The sequence below is a fragment of the Streptomyces canus genome (assembly GCF_030816965.1).
GTDB lineage: Bacteria > Actinomycetota > Actinomycetes > Streptomycetales > Streptomycetaceae > Streptomyces > Streptomyces canus_E.
This window is the reverse complement of the sequence record NZ_JAUSYQ010000002.1, coordinates 117,128-137,859: the sequence shown is the minus strand read 5'-3', so window position 1 is coordinate 137,859 and position 20,732 is coordinate 117,128. Positions and strand designations below refer to the sequence as shown.

At 69.7% G+C, this 20,732-nt stretch carries 25 protein-coding genes and 3 pseudogenes; 14 read left to right on the top strand and 14 right to left on the bottom strand.

All coding sequences use genetic code 11. From position 1 onward, the window contains the following. Positions 1-30: 30 nt before the first annotated feature. Both QF027_RS01450 and QF027_RS01445 read left to right on the top strand, forming a co-directional pair. Positions 31-954, top strand: a complete 924-nt coding sequence (locus QF027_RS01450) for an alpha/beta hydrolase (protein WP_307072170.1) — start codon at positions 31-33, stop codon at positions 952-954. Positions 955-1,138: 184 nt separating this feature from the next. After that, a complete protein-coding gene (locus QF027_RS01445; protein ID WP_307072169.1) occupies positions 1,139-1,303 on the top strand; it encodes a hypothetical protein in 165 nt (54 codons plus the stop codon). Here QF027_RS01445 and QF027_RS01440 read toward each other — a convergent pair whose 3' ends face one another. Further along, positions 1,304-1,507, bottom strand: coding sequence for an integrase core domain-containing protein (locus tag QF027_RS01440; RefSeq protein ID WP_306986985.1), 204 nt, complete (start codon positions 1,505-1,507; stop codon positions 1,304-1,306). Between QF027_RS01440 and QF027_RS01435 the strand changes: the two genes are divergently transcribed. Next, entirely contained in the window at positions 1,451-2,446 is a 996-nt protein-coding gene (locus QF027_RS01435; protein ID WP_444876083.1) for an alpha/beta hydrolase, read from the top strand. The genes QF027_RS01440 and QF027_RS01435 overlap by 57 nt on opposite strands. Positions 2,447-2,466: 20 nt before the next feature. Here QF027_RS01435 and QF027_RS01430 read toward each other — a convergent pair whose 3' ends face one another. From QF027_RS01430 to QF027_RS01420, 3 genes and pseudogenes are all read right to left on the bottom strand, one after another. Further along, positions 2,467-2,967, bottom strand: coding sequence for a hypothetical protein (locus tag QF027_RS01430; RefSeq protein ID WP_307072167.1), 501 nt, complete (start codon positions 2,965-2,967; stop codon positions 2,467-2,469). Positions 2,968-3,082: 115 nt separating this feature from the next. Then, positions 3,083-3,767: pseudogene (locus QF027_RS01425) on the bottom strand (P1 family peptidase); the annotation flags it as partial. A gap of 28 nt (positions 3,768-3,795) precedes the next feature. Next, positions 3,796-5,034 (bottom strand): low temperature requirement protein A, encoded by a 1,239-nt coding sequence (locus QF027_RS01420; protein ID WP_307072166.1) that lies wholly within the window; start codon positions 5,032-5,034, stop codon positions 3,796-3,798. Between the two features lie 73 nt (positions 5,035-5,107). Here QF027_RS01420 and QF027_RS01415 point away from each other — a divergent pair, with 73 nt between their 5' ends. Then, positions 5,108-5,524 carry a hypothetical protein gene (locus tag QF027_RS01415; RefSeq protein ID WP_307072165.1) on the top strand — a complete coding sequence of 139 codons (417 nt, stop codon included), beginning with the start codon at positions 5,108-5,110 and terminating at the stop codon, positions 5,522-5,524. 478 nt (positions 5,525-6,002) lie between these two features. Here the strand turns inward: QF027_RS01415 and QF027_RS01410 are convergent, their stop codons facing one another. Together QF027_RS01410 and QF027_RS01405 are read right to left on the bottom strand one after the other, a co-directional pair. Beyond that, positions 6,003-7,121, bottom strand: coding sequence for a fatty acid desaturase family protein (locus QF027_RS01410; RefSeq protein ID WP_306986981.1), 1,119 nt, complete (start codon positions 7,119-7,121; stop codon positions 6,003-6,005). A 7-nt stretch (positions 7,122-7,128) separates the two neighbouring features. Further along, positions 7,129-8,184, bottom strand: coding sequence for a ferredoxin reductase (locus tag QF027_RS01405; RefSeq protein WP_307072164.1), 1,056 nt, complete (start codon positions 8,182-8,184; stop codon positions 7,129-7,131). Between the two features lie 85 nt (positions 8,185-8,269). Here QF027_RS01405 and QF027_RS01400 point away from each other — a divergent pair, with 85 nt between their 5' ends. Further along, entirely contained in the window at positions 8,270-9,409 is a 1,140-nt protein-coding gene (locus QF027_RS01400) for a PucR family transcriptional regulator (RefSeq protein ID WP_306986979.1), read from the top strand. Between the two features lie 411 nt (positions 9,410-9,820). Then, positions 9,821-10,159, top strand: coding sequence for a thioredoxin family protein (locus QF027_RS01395; RefSeq protein ID WP_307072163.1), 339 nt, complete (start codon positions 9,821-9,823; stop codon positions 10,157-10,159). A 682-nt stretch (positions 10,160-10,841) separates the two neighbouring features. On the opposite strand, the gene QF027_RS01390 is transcribed toward QF027_RS01395, so the two are convergent. Further along, positions 10,842-11,780 (bottom strand): L,D-transpeptidase, encoded by a 939-nt coding sequence (locus QF027_RS01390; protein WP_307082234.1) that lies wholly within the window; start codon positions 11,778-11,780, stop codon positions 10,842-10,844. A 624-nt stretch (positions 11,781-12,404) separates the two neighbouring features. Between QF027_RS01390 and QF027_RS01385 the strand changes: the two genes are divergently transcribed. Beyond that, positions 12,405-12,524 carry a sigma factor-like helix-turn-helix DNA-binding protein gene (locus tag QF027_RS01385; RefSeq protein WP_307072162.1) on the top strand — a complete coding sequence of 40 codons (120 nt, stop codon included), beginning with the start codon at positions 12,405-12,407 and terminating at the stop codon, positions 12,522-12,524. Between the two features lie 299 nt (positions 12,525-12,823). On the opposite strand, the gene QF027_RS01380 is transcribed toward QF027_RS01385, so the two are convergent. Then, on the bottom strand, positions 12,824-13,279 hold the full coding sequence (locus QF027_RS01380) for a GIY-YIG nuclease family protein (protein WP_373432489.1): 456 nt from the start codon (positions 13,277-13,279) through the stop codon (positions 12,824-12,826). Between QF027_RS01380 and QF027_RS49460 the strand changes: the two are divergent. The 4 genes and pseudogenes from QF027_RS49460 to QF027_RS01365 form a co-directional block, all read left to right on the top strand. Beyond that, positions 13,241-13,396, top strand: a pseudogene (locus QF027_RS49460) (zinc-binding dehydrogenase); the annotation flags it as partial. The gene QF027_RS01380 and the pseudogene QF027_RS49460 sit on opposite strands and share 39 nt — an antisense overlap. 40 nt (positions 13,397-13,436) lie before the next feature. Beyond that, positions 13,437-13,583 carry a hypothetical protein gene (locus QF027_RS01375; RefSeq protein WP_306986975.1) on the top strand — a complete coding sequence of 49 codons (147 nt, stop codon included), beginning with the start codon at positions 13,437-13,439 and terminating at the stop codon, positions 13,581-13,583. Between the two features lie 278 nt (positions 13,584-13,861). After that, positions 13,862-14,293: an ATP-binding protein gene (locus tag QF027_RS01370; protein WP_307072160.1), complete on the top strand. Its 432-nt coding sequence runs from the start codon at positions 13,862-13,864 to the stop codon at positions 14,291-14,293. 44 nt (positions 14,294-14,337) lie between these two features. Further along, positions 14,338-14,736 (top strand): hypothetical protein, encoded by a 399-nt coding sequence (locus QF027_RS01365; RefSeq protein WP_307072159.1) that lies wholly within the window; start codon positions 14,338-14,340, stop codon positions 14,734-14,736. Positions 14,737-15,234: 498 nt separating this feature from the next. On the opposite strand, the gene QF027_RS01355 is transcribed toward QF027_RS01365, so the two are convergent. From QF027_RS01355 to QF027_RS01345, 3 genes are all read right to left on the bottom strand, one after another. Next, entirely contained in the window at positions 15,235-15,426 is a 192-nt protein-coding gene (locus tag QF027_RS01355; RefSeq protein ID WP_307072158.1) for an NUDIX domain-containing protein, read from the bottom strand. Further along, entirely contained in the window at positions 15,426-15,632 is a 207-nt protein-coding gene (locus QF027_RS01350; protein WP_307072157.1) for a dihydropteroate synthase, read from the bottom strand. Before QF027_RS01350 ends, QF027_RS01355 begins: the two co-directional genes overlap by 1 nt. Before the next feature lie 252 nt (positions 15,633-15,884). After that, positions 15,885-17,174 (bottom strand): helix-turn-helix transcriptional regulator, encoded by a 1,290-nt coding sequence (locus tag QF027_RS01345; RefSeq protein ID WP_307072156.1) that lies wholly within the window; start codon positions 17,172-17,174, stop codon positions 15,885-15,887. Between the two features lie 140 nt (positions 17,175-17,314). Here QF027_RS01345 and QF027_RS01340 point away from each other — a divergent pair, with 140 nt between their 5' ends. Beyond that, positions 17,315-18,250: an NADP-dependent oxidoreductase gene (locus tag QF027_RS01340; protein WP_307072155.1), complete on the top strand. Its 936-nt coding sequence runs from the start codon at positions 17,315-17,317 to the stop codon at positions 18,248-18,250. 197 nt (positions 18,251-18,447) lie between these two features. Here QF027_RS01340 and QF027_RS01330 read toward each other — a convergent pair. Further along, positions 18,448-18,777: pseudogene (locus QF027_RS01330) on the bottom strand (DDE-type integrase/transposase/recombinase); the annotation flags it as partial. Between the two features lie 36 nt (positions 18,778-18,813). Next, positions 18,814-19,197 (bottom strand): hypothetical protein, encoded by a 384-nt coding sequence (locus QF027_RS01325; protein WP_307072153.1) that lies wholly within the window; start codon positions 19,195-19,197, stop codon positions 18,814-18,816. A 6-nt stretch (positions 19,198-19,203) separates the two neighbouring features. Here QF027_RS01325 and QF027_RS01320 point away from each other — a divergent pair, with 6 nt between their 5' ends. Together QF027_RS01320 and QF027_RS01315 are read left to right on the top strand one after the other, a co-directional pair. After that, on the top strand, positions 19,204-19,596 hold the full coding sequence (locus QF027_RS01320; RefSeq protein ID WP_307072152.1) for an alpha/beta fold hydrolase: 393 nt from the start codon (positions 19,204-19,206) through the stop codon (positions 19,594-19,596). Further along, positions 19,581-19,988, top strand: coding sequence for a hypothetical protein (locus QF027_RS01315; protein WP_307072151.1), 408 nt, complete (start codon positions 19,581-19,583; stop codon positions 19,986-19,988). Before QF027_RS01320 ends, QF027_RS01315 begins: the two co-directional genes overlap by 16 nt. On the opposite strand, the gene QF027_RS01310 is transcribed toward QF027_RS01315, so the two are convergent. Further along, complete coding sequence (locus QF027_RS01310; protein WP_307072150.1) at positions 19,942-20,670, bottom strand: SDR family oxidoreductase; 729 nt, start codon at positions 20,668-20,670, stop codon at positions 19,942-19,944. The two genes, QF027_RS01315 and QF027_RS01310, sit on opposite strands and share 47 nt — an antisense overlap. Between the last annotated feature and the right edge of the window lie 62 nt (positions 20,671-20,732).

Here is a 20,732-nt window from a genome sequence, read left to right as displayed (position 1 = left end):
AGCGAAAATGACGTGAAATGGAGCCCCACCATGTCCCGACAGCAGCGCCAAGCCCTCGACGCCCTGCACCGCTCCGGCCCGCGCCCCGACACGCAGCCCGCCCCCGCCGAGCTGCGCACCTCGTTCGCCGCGGCCGTGACCCGGCCGGCACCGGAAGGCGTCACCACCCGCAGGACCGTCCTGGGCGGGCGGCCCGCCCTGAGCCTGGAGCCGGCCGGAGCGGCAGACCGCGGACGGCTCCTCTACCTCCACGGCGGCGGCTACGTCGCCGGCTCACCGGACACCCACACCGGCCTCGCCGGTGAACTCGCCGCCCGCGCCGGACTGCGAGCGACATCGGTGGACTACCGGCTGGCTCCCGAGCACCCCTTCCCCGCGGCGGTCGACGACGGACTCGCCGCCTACCGCGACCTGCTGGCGACCGGAGCCGATCCACGAGAGATCGCCGTGGCAGGTGACTCGGCCGGCGGCGGCCTGAGCATCGCCACCCTGCTCGCCGCCCGCGAGGCCGGGCTGCCGCAGCCGGCCGCCGTGGTGGTCTTCTCCCCGTGGGTCGACCTCACCCTCTCCGGAGAGAGCATGCGCACCAAGGAAGACGCCGACCCGATCGTCACCGCGGCCGGCATGCGCGCGTTCGCGGATCTCTACATCGGCTCAGGCAACCGCAACCACCCCCTGGCGAGCCCGGTGTTCGCCGACCTCGCCAGCCTGCCCCCCATACTCGTACAGGTCGGCGCGAACGAGGTGCTCCTCGACGATGCGGTACGTCTGGCCGCCCGCGCGGGCGCGGCCCAGGTCGAGGCCACGCTGGAGATCGGGCCGGGCCTCCCGCACGTCTACCAGACGGAGCACGGGCGTCTCGACGAGGCGGACGCCGCACTCGACCGCGCCGCCCGCTTCCTCGTCAGCCACCTCGGCGCCCTGGCCGACTCCGGTCAGGTACCGGGCCACTGAGCAGGTGCGCTCCCAACCTCTGGTGGACGGCCACAGGCCAATTGCAGGCTGCTCACATAACTCACGGTGCTCAGACCGGTATTGCGAGCATCCCTGGTCCGCGTTCAGCAGGACGGGCACCAACGGATCCATCCACGTACACCGCAGCATCTACAAGGCGTTCGGCAACAAGCACGACCTTTATGTGCGCGTCTTCTCCGACTACTGCCAGGGCCTCGTCGCCCAGGCCCGCGAGGAACTGCGGGAGGGCCCGCACGCGGTGCTCACCTCGCCGATGGCCCGCCTGGAGCGCTACGTCGTCTCACTCGCCGACGGGCCTTCCCCCGTGATGGTGGACACGCTTCGTTGATCACGCGGCGAGCGCGAGCTCAGCCGAGCGGTGTCGGCGTTCGTATTCGTTGGGGCTGAGGTGGCCGTTGGCCGAGTGCCGGCGGCGGGTGTCGTAGCGTGCCAGCCAGGCGAAAACGGTTCTGCGACAGGTGCCGGCGTCGCCGTAGTGGCGGGCGCCCTGGAGGGTCTCGCGTTTCAGAGACGCGTGGAAACTCTCTTTCATTTATCGTACGCAATCGCTGCCCAGGAGTGTCCCTTCATGACCCTGCGAGAACGAGTCTCCTTCCCGGCCGAGGGTGCGGTGACGCTGCGCGGCACGCTGTACCTGCCCGAGACCCCGGGGCCTCACCCGGCGATCACGATGGCCCACGGCTACGGCGGTACGACCAAGCACAGCATCGAGCCCTTCGCGGAGGTCTTCGCCGAGGAAGGGTTCGTGGTCCTGGTCCACGACCACCGCGGGTTCGGTTCCAGCGACGGTGAGCCCCGCCAGGACATCGACCCCTGGCAGCAGATCGCCGACTGGCGGCGAGCGATCACCTACTTGGAGAGCCGTGACGAAGTGGACTCCGACCGGATCGGCCTGTGGGGCACGAGCTACGCGGGCGGGCATGCGATCGTCCTGGGCGCCACCGACCGGCGCCTGAAGGCGGTTGTCTCGCAGGTGCCGACCATCAGCGGCTACGAGCAGGGGCTGCGCCGCATCCCACCGGAGGCGACCGCCGCCTTGGAGGAGGCGTTCAACGAGGACGAACGAGGCCGTCTGCGGGGCGAACCTCCGCGCCGCCAAGCCCTGGTGAGTGCCGACCCGTCGGTGCCGGCGTCCTACCGCACGCAGGAAGCGATCGACTTCTATCTGCAGCCCGTCCCTGAAGGACTGTGGAAGAACGAGGTGACGGTCCGCTCCGCCCGCGCTGCCCGCATGTACGAGCCCGGCACCTGGATCGCGCGCGTCTCTCCCACCCCCCTGCTGATGGTGGTCGCCACCGGCGACACCGTCACCGTCACCGACCTGGCTCTGGCGGCGTACGAGAAGGCACTCGAGCCCAAGCGGCTCGAACTGATCCCCGGCGGCCATTTCGATCCCTACATCGCACAGTTCGATACGGCGTCCAGGGCGGCCGTGGCCTGGTTCCGCGATCACCTCACGAAGGAGAACTGACCGGCCATGCCGCACCTGACCTACACCTGCCCGGCAAGGAGGACGAGGCCGCGATCGCCGAGATCGTCCTCGCCCATCCGCCGCAGAACCGCCTGACCGCGCAACTGATCGACGAGCCCGGCGAGGGGGTCGCCGACATCTTGAAGTTGGAGGATCCCGGCGAGGTGTGTTCGCCGGGGTCCTCCGCCTTCTGGAGGTCGGTCAGCGGCGGGGACGCCGGCGAGTGAAGACCGGTCCTCGCATGACTGCGCGCGCCGGAGTCCGTGAGCCGACGGCTGATCTGCCGTATCGGGCGCCGTGGCGCGTCGCTGCTGCTGTTCGGCTCCCTCGTCGGCTTGTACGGGGCCGGGCAGCTCGCCGAACGGCTGCCAGACACCCGCGGCGTACGCCTGCTGCTGGCCCTTGCGCCCGATGGCGTTGTGGTCCTCGACGTGGATCGCGGCCGGGCTCATTGCCGTGGTGTGCGCGTTCCGCCGCGACAACGACTGGCCCGGGTTCGCCGCCCTCACCGCGGTCACCATGCCGTGGATTGGTCTTCCCTGGCCGGCTGGATCCCCGAGCGCATCAGATTGACCGAGGCTGACGATCGGCCCCGGACCTCCTCCATGGCACCATCCATTCGGCGAATACTGACACTGCCGCGATCTCGGCCAGACGCGCGGCCCGGTGGACGTCCTGCGCCGGACAGCTCACCCGCCTCCGCGACAACTCCCCGTGCAGCGCCCCGGTCCCGGGTTCCACGGCCGACCCCGCCGCGTTGGCCGCCACCAGCGCGGCCACCGTGACCCCCGAGTCGAGCACCGTGCTCGCGGTGCCGATCCCGCCCTTGACCGGCCCCGCGGTGGCTCCCGTACTGCGCCCGTACTGGCGCCCGCACAGCCCTCCGGCACCGCGGCGCCCGCCTCGCTCGCCGCCGCCTCGACCGCGTCCCGTCCGGTGGCCGCGTCCGGCCTGGCCCGGAAGTCACCGCCGCGGCCGAGGTCGAAGACACAGGCGGCGGGCACTACCGGCACGACATGCGCCGGATCCACCCCCACCCCGCGTCGCTGTTCCTCCGGCCAGGCCGTCACTCCGGACGCCGCGTCGAGCCCGTACGCGCTGCCGCCGGTCAGCACGATCGCCTCGACCGTCTGCACCAGGTTGGGCGGATCGAGCGCGTCGGTCTCCGTGGTGCCGGGCCCGCCGCCGCGCACGTCCACCGCGGCGACGGCACTGTCCTCGGGCGCCGGCACCGCCGTGGTGCCGGTGAGCCAACCGTTGCCGGTACGCGTCGCGTGCCCCCCGGTGGCCTGACGACATCTGTCCGAGCGTCGACTGTCATAGGGCCGGTCTCGTCCGGACCGGGGCGGTCAGGCGACCGGCGCTCGCACCGCGGTCTCGCGCTCCCGGGCCGTCGTGCGCGCGGTCAGTGTCTCGCCGGTCGCCACCGCCAGCGCGCAGACGAGACCAGCTGAGAGCACCGCCCACTCGCCCAGGAACATGCAGCAGGTCACCAGCAGGGCCGCGGTCGGCAGTACCAGTTGCTGGGCGATGCCGACCTTGAAGTGACGCGCGTGCAGTGCCCAGACGGTGAGCAGATACAGCGCCGTCGGCAGGGTCACGGCCGCCGACGCGGACAGCGTCGAGATATGCGCCTTGCCCACCGCCTGCTCGACCGCCACTTCCAGACCCGCGCCGATCGCGGCCGCCGAGGCGAAGACGATGTAGTGGCCGTAACCCCATAGGAACGCCTGCCTGTTGGATCTCAGATGGCCGTGGATCGGCACCGCGAAGTAGATCCACCAGGCGGCGAAGATGATCAGCAGCCCGCCTGCGGCGATCGGCAGCAGTTCGCCCAGCGCGTCCTGCTCGTCGATGCCCGTCTTCACGGCGACCGTGGCCGCCGCGATGGTCTCGCCGAGCACGATGATCGTGAACAGCCCGTACCGCTCGGCGATGTGGCGCGGGTGCCAGGACGTGGGCTGGACCTTCTCCGCGTACGCCGGGACGCACATCTCGAGGACCGCCATCACCACGAACACCGCGACCAGGGTGTCCTCGGGCAGGAACACGAGGCTGAGCCAGCCGATCTGGCACAGCACCACCCCGCCGGCGTACCGCAGGGCCACCCTGCGCTCCCTGCCCTGACTCGACCTGGCCACGCGCAGCCATTGGGACACCGAGGCGAGCCGCATGATCACATAGCCCGCCACCCCCGCCCGGTACTCGTGGTCCTCGAACGCCCGGGAGACCCCGGCCGCGAGCACCAGCACACCGGCGATCTGGATCAGCGTGACGACCCGGAAGAGCACGTCGTCGTTGTCGTAGGCCGAGGCGAACCACGTGAAGTTCATCCACGCCCACCAGATGGAGAAGAACACCAGCGCGTAGTAGAGGATCCCGTCGCCCGCATGGCCCTCGGCGATCGCGTGCACCAACTGGATGCCCGCCTGGGCGATGGCCACGACGAAGCACAGGTCGAAGAAGAGCTCCAGCTGAGTGGCGGATCGGTGTACCTCACCGCGGTCACGGGCAGTGAGCCTGCGCAGTGGGCTGCGGTGCGCGGGCGATCGGGGCGCGTCCGGCGCGGGAGTGGAACTTGGCGTCATGAAGTCAAGCACAGCAGATGAGGCACTCAATCTCTTGCCCAGCGTGGCTATTGTTGGTGGAACCTGACACCTATTGTCACTCTGGGCCGAGAACGGACTGTCTGGGGGGACGTCTTCGAGACCGACCGGGACGACATCCTGGCCACCTACGGCACCCTGCGCGACCAGCTGCGCCTGCTGGGCCTGGCCTACCTCTCCGTACTGCACCGAGCGGGGCGGCGACCTGGTACAGGAGCTGCGGCGGCGCTTCGACGGCAAGCTGATCGTCAACAACGGCCCCTTCGGGGGGCAGACCACCCGCGAGCAGGCGCTCCAGCAGATCGAGGCCGACCACGCCGACGCCGTGGCCGTGGGCCGGGCCCACATCGCCAACCCCGACCTGGTCGAGCGCTGGCAAGGCGGCCACCCGGAGAACGAGCCGCGGCCGGAACTGTTTTACGGCCCGGGCGCCGAGGGCTACACCGACTACCCCTTCCTCGAAGCGGCCTGAGGCCCACGGTCACGCCTGTCCGTGCGGCAGCCCCACTCGGAAGCGGTTCACGAGTCGCCTAGCACCTGATTCGCCGCTCGTTAACGGTCCCCCAACCGACACCACCACTGGTCCAGGGCCCTTCACACCCGAGAGCCCTGAGCCATGCCCGCAGTGGACAACGGACAGACCGAAACCCCATCCATAACTTCGGCTCGCCCGCCCAACCCGGCGGCAGGGCAGGGGCGGACAGGGGCGGCGCGCCGACTACCGGCCCGACCACGGCAGGTCAGCGCACTACAACACCGCGCCGGGGGCTGTGTGCTGAGCTCCTGGCGCACGTCCAGGCAGCCCAACCGGACATCGAGCTGCCCGGATCCCGTGTCGTACGGTCTGCCGTCGAGGTCGCCCACCGTCCCCATCGGATCTCACCGAAACCGGCGGTGCCGTCTGCCGCCTGCCGCCGGTACGGCCGCAAGATCTGAACCAATACCGGGAATCAGGCTGCGACGAGCTCCTGCTCGCGGTCCGGCGTCTTGACCTTGGGCTTCTTGTTCGGCAGCGAGAGCCGGAAGACCTTGTGCCACGCGGAGAACACCTGCTTGGGCAGCGAGCCGGTGACGTACTCCAGCTCGTACTTCTCGAACAGCGCGCGCACCTTCACCGCGACCTCGGCGTACCGGTTGCTCGGCAGGTCCGGGAACAGGTGGTGCTCGATCTGGTGCGACAGGTTGCCCGTCATGAAGTGCATGGCCTTGCTGCCGCTGATGTTCGCCGAGCCCATCATCTGGCGCAGGTACCACTGGCCGCGCGTCTCGCCCTTGATCGACCGGCGCTCGAAGACCTGCACGCCCTCGGGGAAGTGCCCGCACATGATCACCGAGTGGGACCAGATGTTGCGGACCAGGTTCGCGGTGAACGTGGCGGCGAGCGTGGTGAGGAACGACGGGCCCGAGAGCAGCGGGTGGATCACGTAGTCCTTGAGCACCTGCTTGCGGATCTTGCGGCCCACGGCCTTGGCCTGCGCGCGGAACTCCGGGTTCTTGCGGCGGCGCTTGTGCAGGTTCTTGCCGAGCTCCAGGTCGTACGCTGCGATGCCGTACTCGAAGAAGCAGGCGTTGATGAAGTTCCACAGCGGCTGGCCGAGGTGGAACGGGTGCCACCTCTGGTCCTCGTCGACGCGCATGATGCCGTAGCCGAGGTCGTTGTCCTTGCCGATCACGTTGGTGTACGTGTGGTGCAGCTCGTTGTGCGAGTGCTTCCACTGCTCGGACGGCGAGACGTGATCCCACTCCCAGGTGGTGGAGTGGATCTTCGGGTCCCGCATCCAGTCCCACTGGCCGTGCAGGACGTTGTGGCCGATCTCCATGTTGTCCATGATCTTCGCCACGGACAGCCCGGCGGTGCCGAGCAGCCACGCGGGCGGGAAGATCGAGAACAGCAGCACGCCCCTGCTGACCAGCTCGAGCTTGCGCTGCGCCGAGATGACCTTACGGATGTAGGCGGCGTCTTTCTCGCCGCGGCCGGCGATCACCTCGTCACGGATCGCGTCCAGCTCGCGGCCTAGCTCCTCGATCTGCTCCGCGGTCAGGTGGGCGGTGGGGTCGATGGCGGTCAAGGTGCTCCTACCGTTCGATGTCGCAGGGGCCCGCCGCGGCGGACACACAGGTCTGGATGAGGACGCCCGGCTCGGCCTCGGTGATCTCGCCGGTGCGCAGGTCGCGGACGGCGCCCGCCTTGAGCGGCGTGATGCAGCCGAAGCAGATGCCCATGCGGCACCCGGAGGGCATGAGCACGCCGGCCTCCTCGCCGATGTCCAGCAACGGCGTGGCGCCGTCCGCGTCGACGGTCTTGCCGGAGGCGCTGAACGTGACCTCGCCGCCGTCGCCGGCGACGACGATGCTGGGGCGGAAGCGTTCGGTGTGCAGCCGCTCTGGGACGCCGTGCTCGCTCCAGTGCTTTTCGGCGGCGTCGAGCAGGCCCGCGGGCCCGCAGGCCCAGGTCTCGCGCTCGGCCCAGTCGGGCACGAGTTCGTCGAGGCGGGCGATGTCGAGCATGCCGTCGGTGTCGGTGTGCACCTCGGTGAGCCGCAGCTTCTTGTCCGCGACCAGGTCGTGCAGTTCGTTGCGGAAGATCACGTCGTGCGGCTGTGGCGCGCAGTGGACCATGACGACGTCGTCGAACTCGGTGTCGCGCAGCATGCCCATCACGGGCGTGATGCCGCTCCCGGCCGTCAGGTAGAGCACCTTGGCGGGCTTGGCCTGTGGCAGTACGAAGTCACCGGTCGCCTGGTCGAGCTGGATCAGCGTGCCCGGTTTCGCCCTGCGGACCAGGTGGTTGCTGACCTTGCCGTCCGGGATCGCCTTCACGGTGATCGTGACGCGGCCGTCCTGGCGGTTTGTCGGCGAGGTGAGGGAGTAGGCACGCCACAGGCGCACCCCGTCGACGTCGACGCCGATCCGCACGTACTGACCGGCTGTGTGGCCGCGCCAGCCCCGTCCCGGCCTGATCACGATGGTCGCGGCGTCACCCGTCTCGGGGTGCACGGCTTCGATGCGCCCCCGCAGGTCAGCGCCCGCACGCAGCGGGCTGACCAGGTCGAGGTAGTCCGACGGCAGCAGCGGCGTCGTGACCATCTCCAGCAGTTTCCACGCCCTGCTGCGCAGGGCTGCACTCGTCATGACTCCAGCTTGCTGTGCCTCAGGGCGTAAAGTCCTGACCGCAGGACGTAAATCTGGTCGCCTGAATTGTTCGCAGGGAACAAATATGAACCATGCAATCCGGAGGGCAAGCGAACTGGCCCTGGATGACAGGACGGTCACCGCACTGCGGGCCGCGCTGAAGACCACCGCCGACGAGGTCGTCCAGGCGATCATCGACGAGGTCCCTCCCTACGCCAACGCCCTTTCGGGCAGTATGGGCGCCACCATCCGCCGAGCCGTCCGCACTGCCCTGGGGCACTACCTGGACCTCGCGAGCGGGAACGCCACGGGCGGCGACGCCGGTGACGCAGCCTACGAGCTGGGCCGCGGCGAGGTGCGCGACGGCCGTTCGATGGACGCCCTGCTCAGCGCCTACCGCGTCGGCGCCCGCGTGGCCTGGCGATGCCTGGCAGCGGGTGCCGTACCCGCGGGTCTGCCCGCCGCCGAGGTCGCCAAGTTCGCCGAGCTGACCTTCGCCTACATCGACGAGCTCTCCGCCGCGAGCGCCGCGGGCCACGCCGACGAACTGGCCGCCCAGGGCCGGGCTCAGGAGCGCCACCTGGAACACCTGGCCCGCGACCTCCTCGCCGGCGCGGGCCCGGACGTGCTGCTGGCCTCTGCTCAACGGGCCGGGTGGCAGCCTCCGGTTTCGCTGACCGCGGTCCTGCTGCCCGCCGCCCAGGCCCGGCCTGCCTACCGTGCGCTCGACCCGAGCACCCTCGTCCTCGACGATCTGCCGGACGCCACCGGTGTGCTGCTCGTCCCCGATGCCGACCGATCACATCTCTTGCGGCAGCTGACCGACCGCACCGCCGTGGTCGGTCCGGCCCGGCCATGGACTCGTGCGTCCGCCTCGTACGCACGAGCCATACGCGCGCGTTCCCTCTCCTCGGACATTCGCGACACCGATGACCACCTGCCCGAGCTGGTGCTGAGCGCAGACGTGGACGCGTTCGCAGACCTGCGCGCCCGAGCCCTCGCACCGTTGCGTACCTTGCCTGTCGCGACCGCACGGCGGCTGGAGGAGACGTTGCGGGCGTGGCTGCTGCACCAGGGCAGGCGGGACGAGGTGGCGGCGGCGTTGTTCGTCCATCCCCAGACAGTCCGGTACCGGATGACGCAGCTGCGGGAGCTGTTTCCGGATCTCGCATCGCCGCACCGGGTCCTTGAACTGACGCTGGCGGTCGGTCTTCGGGTCAGCTGACGCGAACTTCGACCGTCCACGACCGCGTCCGCGAGCGGTCCAGGAATCGTGCTCATCGAGCGTTTGGTCGGTGATCTGGGCCGCCGTGCGCCTCGACGAGCGGGCCGGTGCGCATCGTCCACCGGATCCAGTCGAGCCGTATCCGCCACCGCGCTGTCGTGAAGGGCGCTGTCCTGGCACGACCTGACCCACGGGCCCGCGGCTGGGCTGCAGCTGGGTGACCGGCGTGGCGGCCAGGCCGGGTCACCAGGGGGTGGGGGGCGGGCCGCTCGCGCCGGGGACCACCGTGGTTCCGCGGTGCCCCCGTGCCTCCCTTCCGACAGGGCAACCGGACAACCGACCGGGCCGACCTGGCACACCGCGCGAGGGATGATGGGATGGGAATGACGGAACGTGAGGGCAGGAGCTTCCATGGCGAAGCGGGTTCACCGACCCCGTGAGGACGCGGAGTTCGATTTCATCCTCGGGATGAGCGGAGTTCCGGTCCTCGCGTACTTCACCGGGACATGGCCCAAGGCGATCGGGCCCTGCCGGGTGATGGACCTCGTCGTGGGTGGTATCGCCGACGACTGCACGGGCCGCCTGACGGTCGTCCGCGCCGACATCACGCGTTGTCCGGCCGCAACCGAGCGATACGGGATCACTGGAGCCCCGTCCTACGTCCTGCTGAAGGAGGGAACGGCGGTGGCGCACGGCACGGGGCCTATGACCATCGCCGAGGTACGGAAGTTCCTGGACGGCCACCTCTGAGCGCTCGCTGCGGCACGTGGCCGCGACGCCCGTCAAGACCGAGCTCCCTTCAGCCTGGTCTCGCAAGGAACCCCGGGTCTGCAGCCCCGGGAGGAATTGCTTCCTGAGCCGGGAGGCGCGAAGCGCCGCCGCATGGCTGCGGAATGCTCCTGCGACGGTGCCGTGCTCATCCGGGAGCTGGCTCGGTCCGGGAGCTGCGCAAGCTGTATTACGGCGAGCTGAAGGCCCGAGGGGCGGGGGCGCAGGCCGCCCAGCATGTGATCAAGCGGGTTGCCGGCGCGTACACGACGCTTCGGGCCAACATCAAGGCAGCGAAGCTCGGCCCCGAGGGATGCAAGCGCCGCCGCAAGGCGGAGGCGGTCGGCAAGCGCATCACGGGTTCGCGTCGGCCTGTCCGACACTCCCAGCGGGTACGTCACCGGCCGCCCCCGGTAGCGCAGGCGGCACTCCCCGTCGGCCCCACCGCCTTGCCGGAACGACCAGCCGATGGCCACGACCCCAAGGGAGCGGGCAGCGTGACATCCGAGCTACGGCTGCACCCCTGGCCACAACCTGCGGGCACGTCGGCCCCCACCAGGTGCCGTCCCTGGAACGCAGACACCAGCCCCGCGTCGGCGAAGACCAGAGTCCGGAGCCCGTCCGTCAGTCGGCAAGCGCTGACCGATGCCGCCACGGCGACGCGTCACAGGGCGGCGGTCGTGCCCTCTCCGGAGGCGCTGCCCGCGAGCCACTGGTTCCATCCCAGGTTGAAGTCGGCGTAGCCGTTGTCGGCCGAGGCCTTGCCGCGGGGTGAGCCGGTGATGGTGATGGGGTCGCCCTGCTTGACCTGACCGTAGAACCACTTGGCGTCCGCCAGGGACAGGTGGACACAGCCGTGCGAGCCGCGGGCGCTGCCGCTGCCCGGGTTCGGGTCGCCGGTCGAGTAGTGGACGTAGGTGCCGGACTGGGTGAGGTGGATGTCCCAAGGCAGCGTCAGGTCGTAGTAGTTGGGGCTGCCCTTGTCGCAGCTGATACCGACGCTGCAGGAAGTCATGTGGACTTTCTCCTGCTTGTCGATAACGGCCATCGTGCCGTCCCACGTCGGATACTCGGCGCTGCCCGCGTTGATCGACAGGGTGCGCACCGGCGCGCCGTTCCGGGTCACCTTCATGGTGTGGCCGGTCACCGAGACATCCGCGCGCACGTCGTCACCGATCTTGAAGGTGTGCGTGTAGCTGTGTACGCCGTAGCGTCCGTTGCCGTTGCTGACACCCTTCATGTCGGCGTCGATCTTCACCGTCGTACCGGAGGGCCAGTACGTCTTCGGGCGCCAGTCGGCGCGCTTGTCGCCCATCCAGTGCCAGGCACCGGGCACCGTCCGGGAGGCGCTCACCTTCATGTGCTTTTCCACTGTGGCCCGCGCCTTGGCCGCCACCGGATTCGTGAAGATCACCGAGATCGGCATGGCCACGCCGACCGTGGTTCCCGTCTGTGGGGTGATCGTCTCCAGCAGCATGGGCGGGCCCGCGGGCGTCGTCGGTGACGGAGAGCTGCTCGCGCTCGGCTTTCCCGACGCCTTTGCGTCGTCCCCGCTCGCCTTGTCACTGCCGCCCCCGCCGCAGGCGCTCGCGCCCACCAGCATCACACCCGTGACGCATGCGATCCATATGCTGCCCTTGCGCCGTCCCACGAACTGCCCCGGTCTTCTCGCTGTTCGGCCCTGACGGGCCCGTCTCCCTGTCAGACAGAGATGGCGTGGGTCGCAGTTGCATGCGTCGCGCAAAGCCTGCCCCAAGATTCGGTGCCACCGCAGGATGGCGGACGACGGGGGAGGGGCGGTGCCGCGCAACTCTGTTGTCGCTGTCACTCAGGTCTCATCGCGCACGTGCAGCAGATCCCGGGGTGTCTCCGTCGAGGAGGGGTGACAGGAAGGGAGGCGCGTGTGGATATGGACTTCGACGGTTTCGTCGCCGCTCGGTCGGCAGCGCTGTTGCGGGGCTTCCTCGTCCTGACGGGTAACCGCGATGCCGCCGAGGATCTGATCCAGGAGACCTGGAGCGGGCCTGCCGCAAGTTGCGCTCGATATCCGGCAAGGACGCCCCGGAGGCCTATGTGCGGCGGGTCAAGGTCAACCTGGCCAACGACCGCTGGCGCCGCTTTCGCCGTACGGCTTTGCAGGCGGACGGCCCCGACCGGGCCGCCCGCGGCGACGAGTACGGACAGGTCGACAGCAGGGACCAGCTGACGCGCGCCGCAGCAACTGCCCATGCGGATACGGACGGTGGTGGTACTGCGGTACTTCCACGACCTCTCGGACACCGAGATCGCGGCCGACCCGGGCATCTCGCCGAGCACGGTGCGCACCCTGACCCTGTGCGCCAACTGATCTGAGACGCTCTCCACTTATCGATCACGTGGACGGCCTGGCCGGACTGGGTACTTGATCGACCTCGGCTCTTCTGCCGGCGTGATCAGACTTTGATTGTGGCGGCCTGCCCGTGGCGCAGCACGGTCAGGTCTCCTCGCGGTCGGAGGTGAGCATGGTGACCGGTCCGGGGGCCGGCGAGTGCGGTGGCGCTGAGCACGGCTCGGACGAATCGGCACAAGGGCCGGGCGCGGCCGTACTCGGCGTCGGTCGCCGCGCGCAGGGCGGCTGCCGAGGCATACGGGTCAGCGACAAACGGACTACGCCGACTGCTTGTCCGGGCGTGGGCCGGCGCTGGCGTAGTAGAAGGCTCGTGCCTGCTTGACCCGGTCTCGGGAGGCGCCATGGTCCGGTCGCTCGACGTTCGGCGTCGGGTGTAGCTGGGAGATCAGCTTCTTCTCCAGCGCGACCGGGTCGGAGTGCTCGCTCCACGTGAGGGTGAGGTGGTGGTACATCCAGTGGGTGCGGCGCTGTTCGTCCTCGGGGATCAGGACGACGCGGTCGGTCCAGGCGGTGCGGTAGCTCTCGGCGGACATGAGAAGACCGGCCAGGGTCCGGCGCAGAGTGGACCGTCCGGTAACCCTCAGGTGGTTCGAGACGACGCGGGACCGCAGGCGGCCGGCCTTGCTCAGGTACAGCAGCAGGGCCAGGGCCGTACCGCGCGTACGGTCCTGGCCGGCCCCCAGCTCGCCGAGATCGGGCGTCTGCTCGACCAGGACGAGCTCCAGGTCGGGGTGGACAGTACCTACCCAGCTCCCCGATGCGGGCCGCACACACGCGAGCCGCGCAGGGCCACATCAAAAGGCAAGATCGTGCTGACGGTGGTCTCGTGATCGCCGAACCCGCGTAGGCGGTGGCGAAGAACGCCCTCGCTTGGATGAGCTCAAGGTGCCCGAGCTGGAAGCGGCCCTTCGGCAGTTCACCGGGCACTACTCCGGCGGACGCAGGATGCCCGTCGTCCGCACCGACCGCGTCTCGCACTGCACGAACCCGCTCATCGAGTCCCACATCAGCCTGTAGTCCCTGTCGCGACGCTGCTCTTCTCCGCAAGCTCGATGGGCACTTGGAGGAGCATCTCGGCGCGGGGCCGCGGACGCCAACAGCTTGCCCCGCGCGTTCCCTGACCGGATGGGCCGAAGGTTTCCGAACCCCTCCATCGTCCCGGGGGGTCGTTCTTGTGTTCTGTCCGCGTTGATCATCAGACTCGAGGAAGGGCGTCGTCATGCCTGTTGAGTCGGGGGCCGGGTACACGGTACGTGCACGCGACGTTCGGTGGGCCAAGGAGAGGAAGTCGGACAGTGGCGGTGAAGGCGATGGGGTGGGCGCACTCATTCCCCATGTCCGAAGGAGTACGCGTCGGCCGGGAGTGGACGCGCAGGCGTCTTGAGTCGCTGCCTTGGACCGCTGCCGAACCGGACACGGTGGACGCCATCGTGCTGGCCGTGTCCGAGCTGATCACCAATGCGCACGTCCACGCGCACAGCGACGCACACCTGGTCCTCACCTGGGACGGTGACTGCCTTCAGGTGAGCGTCCACGACGAGGACCCGTCGCTGCCGCGGCAGCGCGAACCGGAGCAGGGCGCCGTCTCCGGCCGCGGGGTGTCCATCGTGCGCAAGCTCGCCGATGAGTGGGGGACGAGGTGCCAACGGCACGGCAAGACGGTGACGGCATGCTTCCGTCCTTCCGGCCCCGCTGCCGCCACCGGCTTTGAGGACAGCCGCAGTTGAGTTCTGCTCACTGGTGAAAGCCCGCTGTGGAGGACACAGGCGTCATGTATCTGGCACGAGGATCGAGTGACGACCCGTACGTCTGGCTCTGGACCCTTGGCGCTCTCGCACTGTACGCACTGATCAGCTACGGGCTGACATACCGGGCCCGTGTCCGGCACGGTTCCGTACATCCAGCTCGTGACGCCGTGCACGATCTCAAGGACCGAGAGGACCCGCAACCGCCCGAGCAGCGCTTCGTCAGTCGCGTGCTCATGTTCTGCGGCGCGGGACTCACCGGTCTGGCCGCCGCCCTGACCAGCGGTGCCGTACGGATCGTGGCAGTCGGGCTCACGGCCGGCGTCGCGGTGGTGGCATGGGCGTACTACGACTACCGCACGGAGAGGCGCGCTGCGCGTAACGATGGGGCGGCGCCAGGGCGCACTCGGACGGGCGGGCCCTGACGCGTGAGTCGTGGGCAGAGCCTGGCGGTCACAGGGCTGTGCGCCGGCCCCGACGACGCAGCATCCTCAGTTGCCGCCCACGCATGGACGCCAGGTGTCGTCGCCCCTTGAGCGGACACGCGAACTGGCACTGCGCCGCACGGGGATGACTTCGGAGCGGTGCGGGTGGGTCTCGTAGTCACCCGCGAGTCCGCGGTGGTGCATGAGACAGCCGATGCTGCTCTTGATGGCGCGCGGCCGGGGAATGACCGTGCACCCCTTGACTCCCGGCGGACACTGACCACCGGCACGCCCGGCTGCCCGAGCCGTGCCCCTCGCCCGAACCAGGGGGCGTGCTCCCCGGCGCAGCGGGACGTGACCGGGCGAACTCCCGTGCGGTGACCCACCGTACGTCGCTTACCTCACCCTCCTGCATGACGATCTCGCCTTCTTCCGCCTCGGCAAGCCACCAGTGCAGACGGAACATGCCGTCCTCGGTCTGCGACTCCCAGACCTTGGTTACGGTGAGACCCTCAGACCCACTTCCTCGCGAACCTCCCGCAGCAAGGATTCCTCCTGTGTCTCACCGGGTTCCAGCTTTCCGCTGAGCGGCGCCCAGTAACCCGGCAGCCGGGCCAGCAGCCCTCGCCGGATGACCAGCACCCGCTCGCCTTTTCGCACCACCGCGACGATCGCTTCCCGCTGCTCCATCACACACCTGCCTTCGCTGCTTCCAGGGCTTTGAAGACCGTGAGCGCATCGCGAATAGCGGCGACGTCATGGGTGCGGAGGTAGTCCGCGCCGTTCAGGGCGGCGTACAACTCCGCCGCAAGGCTTACCGGACCGATCCCCGGGAGGCCGGTCCCGGTGATTTCCCGCAGGAACGACTTGCGGGAGGGCGACACCAGGACCGGCACCTCGAACCTGACCTTCAGCCGCCCGAGGCACGTCAGTGCACGCCTTCGGCGTCCTCGTCGTGGTACGAGACAAGTCGCCACAGGCCGAGCAGCTCGGACGGTTCAGGCAGCTCAGGTGGTTGGACTCCGCGCATGGGGATCCTCCGGCAGGTCCGGTCCGTTCGGTCTCAGGCCGCAGCATGCACCGGCCCTCTGGAGCACCCCTTGAGCACCCGGCCAGCCGGGGTCGGCCGCCCCCGCCCTCGTACCGGGTCACACCAGTGAGCGCCGTGCCCCCCGGGCCAGGGCGGCGGCCTCGCCCCGTGAATCGACCTTCAGCTTCTCCAGGATGTTGCGGACGTGGTACTTCACGGTGTGCTCACTGATCTGCAGCGCTTCGGCGATTTTCCGGTTGCGGAGCCCCTCGGTGATCTGCTCGAGGACCTGCAGTTCGCGCGGGTTCAGGGCGTGCAGGGCGTCGGCCGACGGAGCCTCCCGGGCGGTGAGCGGCAGTTCGACCGTGATGTGCGTGCCCCAGCCCGGCACCGCGTCGAGGGATACCTCGCCGCCGAGCGACGCGACCCGGTCCGCGAGCCGGTGCATGGTGAGCGCGTCCGCCGCGAGTCCTCCGGGCCCGTCGTCCCGGAGAGAGATCCGCAGTCCGACACCGGTGAGTTTCCACTCGACGCGGATACGGCCGATCCCGTCCTGTTCCAGCATCAGCAGCACGCCGCCCCGTGCGACAGCGCGCGCGGCGTGGGCGATGTCGCTGGGAAGCAGGCGCGTTCGCAGACCAGGATCCGGAGGAACGAGTTCGAGGGTCACGTCGCTGTATCTGGTGAGAGGAGCGAGACGTTCTTCGAGGCGGGCGAAGGCCTCCTGCCCGGTCTCCTCGGTGAGGGACCGGTCGAGATCTCCGGCGGCGCGCAGCTCGATGAGGGCGGAGACCGCGATGTCCGCGGCCGTACGCCGGGCGGCTGCGTCGTCGAGCGTGCGGGAGCGCAGCGCACCGAGGAGTGCGGACAGCGCGGCCGTGTGCGCGTCGGTCAACTCGGCGATGACCCTGGCCCGTTCCTGGGCCGCTATCCGGTTCCCGGCGAGCGGGACAGGGTGGGCCTGCGCCGCGTACCCCGACAGCTGAAGGGAGATGATGTCCCACAGCTGCTGCACCAACTGCCGGATCCCGGGCGCCGGTTCGTAGCCGTCCGCCGTCACGACGGCCACCAGCGCCCCGGAACGCTGGTGCGGGGCGGAGGCCACGGACAGCACGCGGCGCTCCTCCCCACCGATGAGGGCGACGGCGAAGCGCGGCACACCGATGTCCACCGCGCCGGCCAGCCGGGCCAGTTCCGCGCTGGAAATCCGGTCGGCGACGCCTGCCTCACCGACCCTGCGCATCGGCGAGCGGGAGCAGTCACCCGTGAGAACGGCCAGCGCGCGGTGCGGCAGCGGCCCGGAGAGGACCGCGGACAGCTGCTCGGCGGTGCCTTCCGGTGGCACCTCGAGTACGGATTTCGCGGCGCTGAGCACCTGCGCCGGGTCCGACCAGTCACCAGCTTCCATAACCGCCCACCCTAATGAGCGTTCGTCGCCGTCGGCCTGCTCTTTCGAGCAGTCCGTTCCGGCCGGAAGGACGGGTACCTGCGGCACTCCTCGGCGCAAAGCTGGACCCCGTCGTATCCGCCTGTGGAGGAGTAAGACCCGTGAAAGCACTTGTCGCCCCGTCCTACGGCCCGCTGGACCAGCTCGTCGTCACCGATGTGCCCGCTCCCCGTCCGGGTCCCGGTGAGCTGCTCGTACAGGTGGAAGCCGCGGGTCTCAACCCTCTGGACAGCGCGCTGGTGACCGGCGCGATGCGCGCCATGATGCCCGTCGAGCACCCCTTCGTCGTGGGCATGGACGCCGCCGGAGTCGTGAAGGCCGTCGGCGAGGGCGCCACAGGGTACGAGATCGGTGATGCCGTGGTGGCCTACACCCACTTCCACCCGGGCACCATCGCCGAGTACACGACGGTCGCAGTGGGCCCGAACGTGGCCAAGCGGCCGACGGGCCTGGACGCGGTGCGCGGTGCCGCACTACCCGCCGCCTCCGTGACCGCCGAGTGCATCATGGCGGCGGCCGAGGCCGAGGCCGGCCGGACGATCCTGATCATCGGGGCCACCGGCGGCGTCGGTTCCTTCACCGTCCAGCTCGCGGCGCAGGCGGGCATGCGGGTGCTGGCCACGGCGGCGCCCGCCGACGCCGACTACGTGCGCTCCCTCGGTGCGCACGACGTCATCGACTACACCTCGACCGATCCGGTGAAGGAGTCTCAGCGGCTGGCCGGCGGACGGCTGGACGTCGTACTGGATCTCATCCATCGCGGACCCGCCCTCCTTGACACGGCGGACGCGGTGAAGGACGGCGGCCGGCTGCTGTCCACACTGATGGGCCCGGAGACCTTCGAGCGCGACATCAGCGTCGTGTACGTGCGGATGGCGGCGACCGAAGGGATGTTGCAGCATCTAGCCGAGCGCGTCGCCGCGGGCACCCTGTCCGTAGAGGTCGCGGCCACCTACCCCCTGGACGACGCCCCCAAGGCCCTGGCGGAGTTCGCGTCGGGCCGGTACTCACGGGGCAAAGTCGTCGTCACCGTCTGACCTGTCCGAAGCCGGACCTGACCCAGCTTGATGGCGAGCCGCCCGATGTCCTCGCCGCCGCGCAAGCCGCCGTCGACGCCCCGGCCGAGGTGGGCACCATTGCCTCCTACGCGACCGAGGTGGCGCAGCTGCCCGCAACGGGCACCTGGTCCAACCCCGGCAAGGGCGGCGCCCAGGCGGACATCGTCAACGCCACGGATTGCGAAGCGGACGGTCATCTCGGCTCGGTAGTCGTGTGCAGGCATCCGATGGCGGCGGGGCCGGAAGTGGGGCGAGGTATCGCTGAACGCGGACAGGAACCGCTGGGTCCCGCCCACTGAGCGGAAGCCCTTCATCGGCCGTTCGCGCTGTCTGGTGGGCTGGTGGCTGTTCTCCGCCCGGTTGTTCGGGTTCTTCGACTGGCGGTGCTCGACGGAGGGCATGACCTCGCGGTGGGTGGCGCCGTAGGAGCGGAGCTTGTCGGTGACGATCACCCGCGGCACCGCGCGCGTCTCTTTCATCAGCCTGCGGAAGAAACGCCTGGAGGAGATGTGGGACGGGGCCTACCGGTAACCCCGACAAGATCACCGGCGCCCCGTAGCCACCCGCAGCTGTAGCACCTCGGACGGAGACTCCGCATGCCCACCACCACAGCCAGCACGGTCAAGAGAACGGCCGTAGAGGTCGGGCAGGTCGTCGTGTCTGCCCCACGCCACGAGGACGGGGCAGCCGAGTTTCCTTCCCGCTGCCTTGTCCGCTTCGTCGTCGCGTCGGTCGATGGTCAGTCCCGCTCGGTAGTCCTCGCACATGGCGTGCACGACCTTGGGGTCGCGGCGGGCGGCGCGGTAGTCGCTGAACACCTCGTCCGCGCAGTGGTGGGGCTGGCCCCCGTACCAGGCGTCCGGATCGCGGTTGATGCGCCGCGACCGCCGATGCCGAGCTGGCTCCGGACGGCCCTGCGTACCCACCGCGTCGTGCTGGTGGACCAGCGCGGCACCGGACGCAGCACCCCGGTCTCCGCCTCCACGGCCTCCGGTCGCCCGGATGTGGAGCTCGCTGCATATTTAGGGCACTTCCGGGCCGACAGCATCGTCGCGGACGCCGAAGTGGTCTGCCGTCGGCTCACGCGAGGCCGCCCGTGGACGATCCTCGGACAGAGCTACGGAGGGTTCGTGTCCCTCACCTGCCTCTCCTACGCCCCGGATGGCCTGGCGGGCTGCCTGGTGACCGGGCGACTGCCCGCGCTGACGGCAGACGCGGCGGAGATCTACAGCCGGTTGTATTCAGTGTCGCCGCCAAGAACTCCGCCTACTACCGGCGTTACCCGGAGGACGTGGAAGGGGGCCGTCGCATGGTGGAACACCTGACCGCCCAGGATGTGCGGCTGCCCGACGGGGACCGGCTCACGGTCGCCCGGTTCCGTCACCCGGGCAAGACGCTCGGTGCCAGTGGCGGGTTCGAGCGGGTGCACTGGCTGCTGGAGGACGCCTGGGACGGGGCGGAACTGTCCGCGTCGTTCCGCTACCCGGTCATGTCCGCGACCGCCGCCGTCGGCACCCATCTTCGCGCTGCAGGAGTACATCTGCGTTCCTCGAGGGCGCGGGCGTCCAGGATCCCGACAGCCTCATGGACGGCGACCGGTGGATCGAGTGGCGCGGCGGCCCCGCGCACCAGTGGAGTACTGCCTGAGCTGATGCGGCCCGAGGGGCCGCTCAGGCCGCCATCAGCGCCGCTAGGGCGCGGTCCATTGCGGCGTTGAACTCTTCCGGCGTCAGCGGCAGACGAGCCTTGACGTCCCGACTCCACTGATCGGCGAGGACCTCGGCGGAGCCCGCCTCGACACCGTCGAGCGCCGCGTCGGCCAGGTCCGACGGAGCGATCTTGTCCACGGGCCAGCCCGCGGCCATGTCGGTGTCGGCCAGGCCGAGGTGTACCGCTGTGACGAGCGTGCCCTGCTCGGCGAGCTCCAGGCGGACGCCGTTGGTCATGGCCCAGGCGGCGGCCTTGGTCAGGTGGTAGGCATTGGCACCCTTGCCCCCGAACCACGACATGGCGGAGAGGACGTTGACGATCGCGCCCCCGCCGTTCCTGGCGAGCGTCGGCGCGAACTCCCGGATCATTCCCAGGTGTCCGAACATGTTGGTTTCCAGCTCGTGCCGCACCGCGTCCAGCGAACCGGTCACCAGGTCGGTCCCCGTACTGATTCCGGCGTTGTTGATGAGTAGCGAGACGTCCGGGGCAGCCTCGGCGGCGGCCCTCACGGATGCGGGATCGGCGATGTCGAGGGGCAGCACCTCGACCCCGGGCAGGTCCACGGTCTCCGGGCGGCGGGCCGTTGCGTAGACCTTGCGGGCGCCTCGTTCGAGCAGGCGCTGGGCGAAGGCGCGGCCCAAGCCGCGGTTGGCTCCGGTGACAAGGGCGACGGAGTTGTTGATATCCATGTCCCGTACGCTAAAACCTGACGCCAACGTCAGAGGCAAGTGCTGGTCCTCAGGCCCAGGGG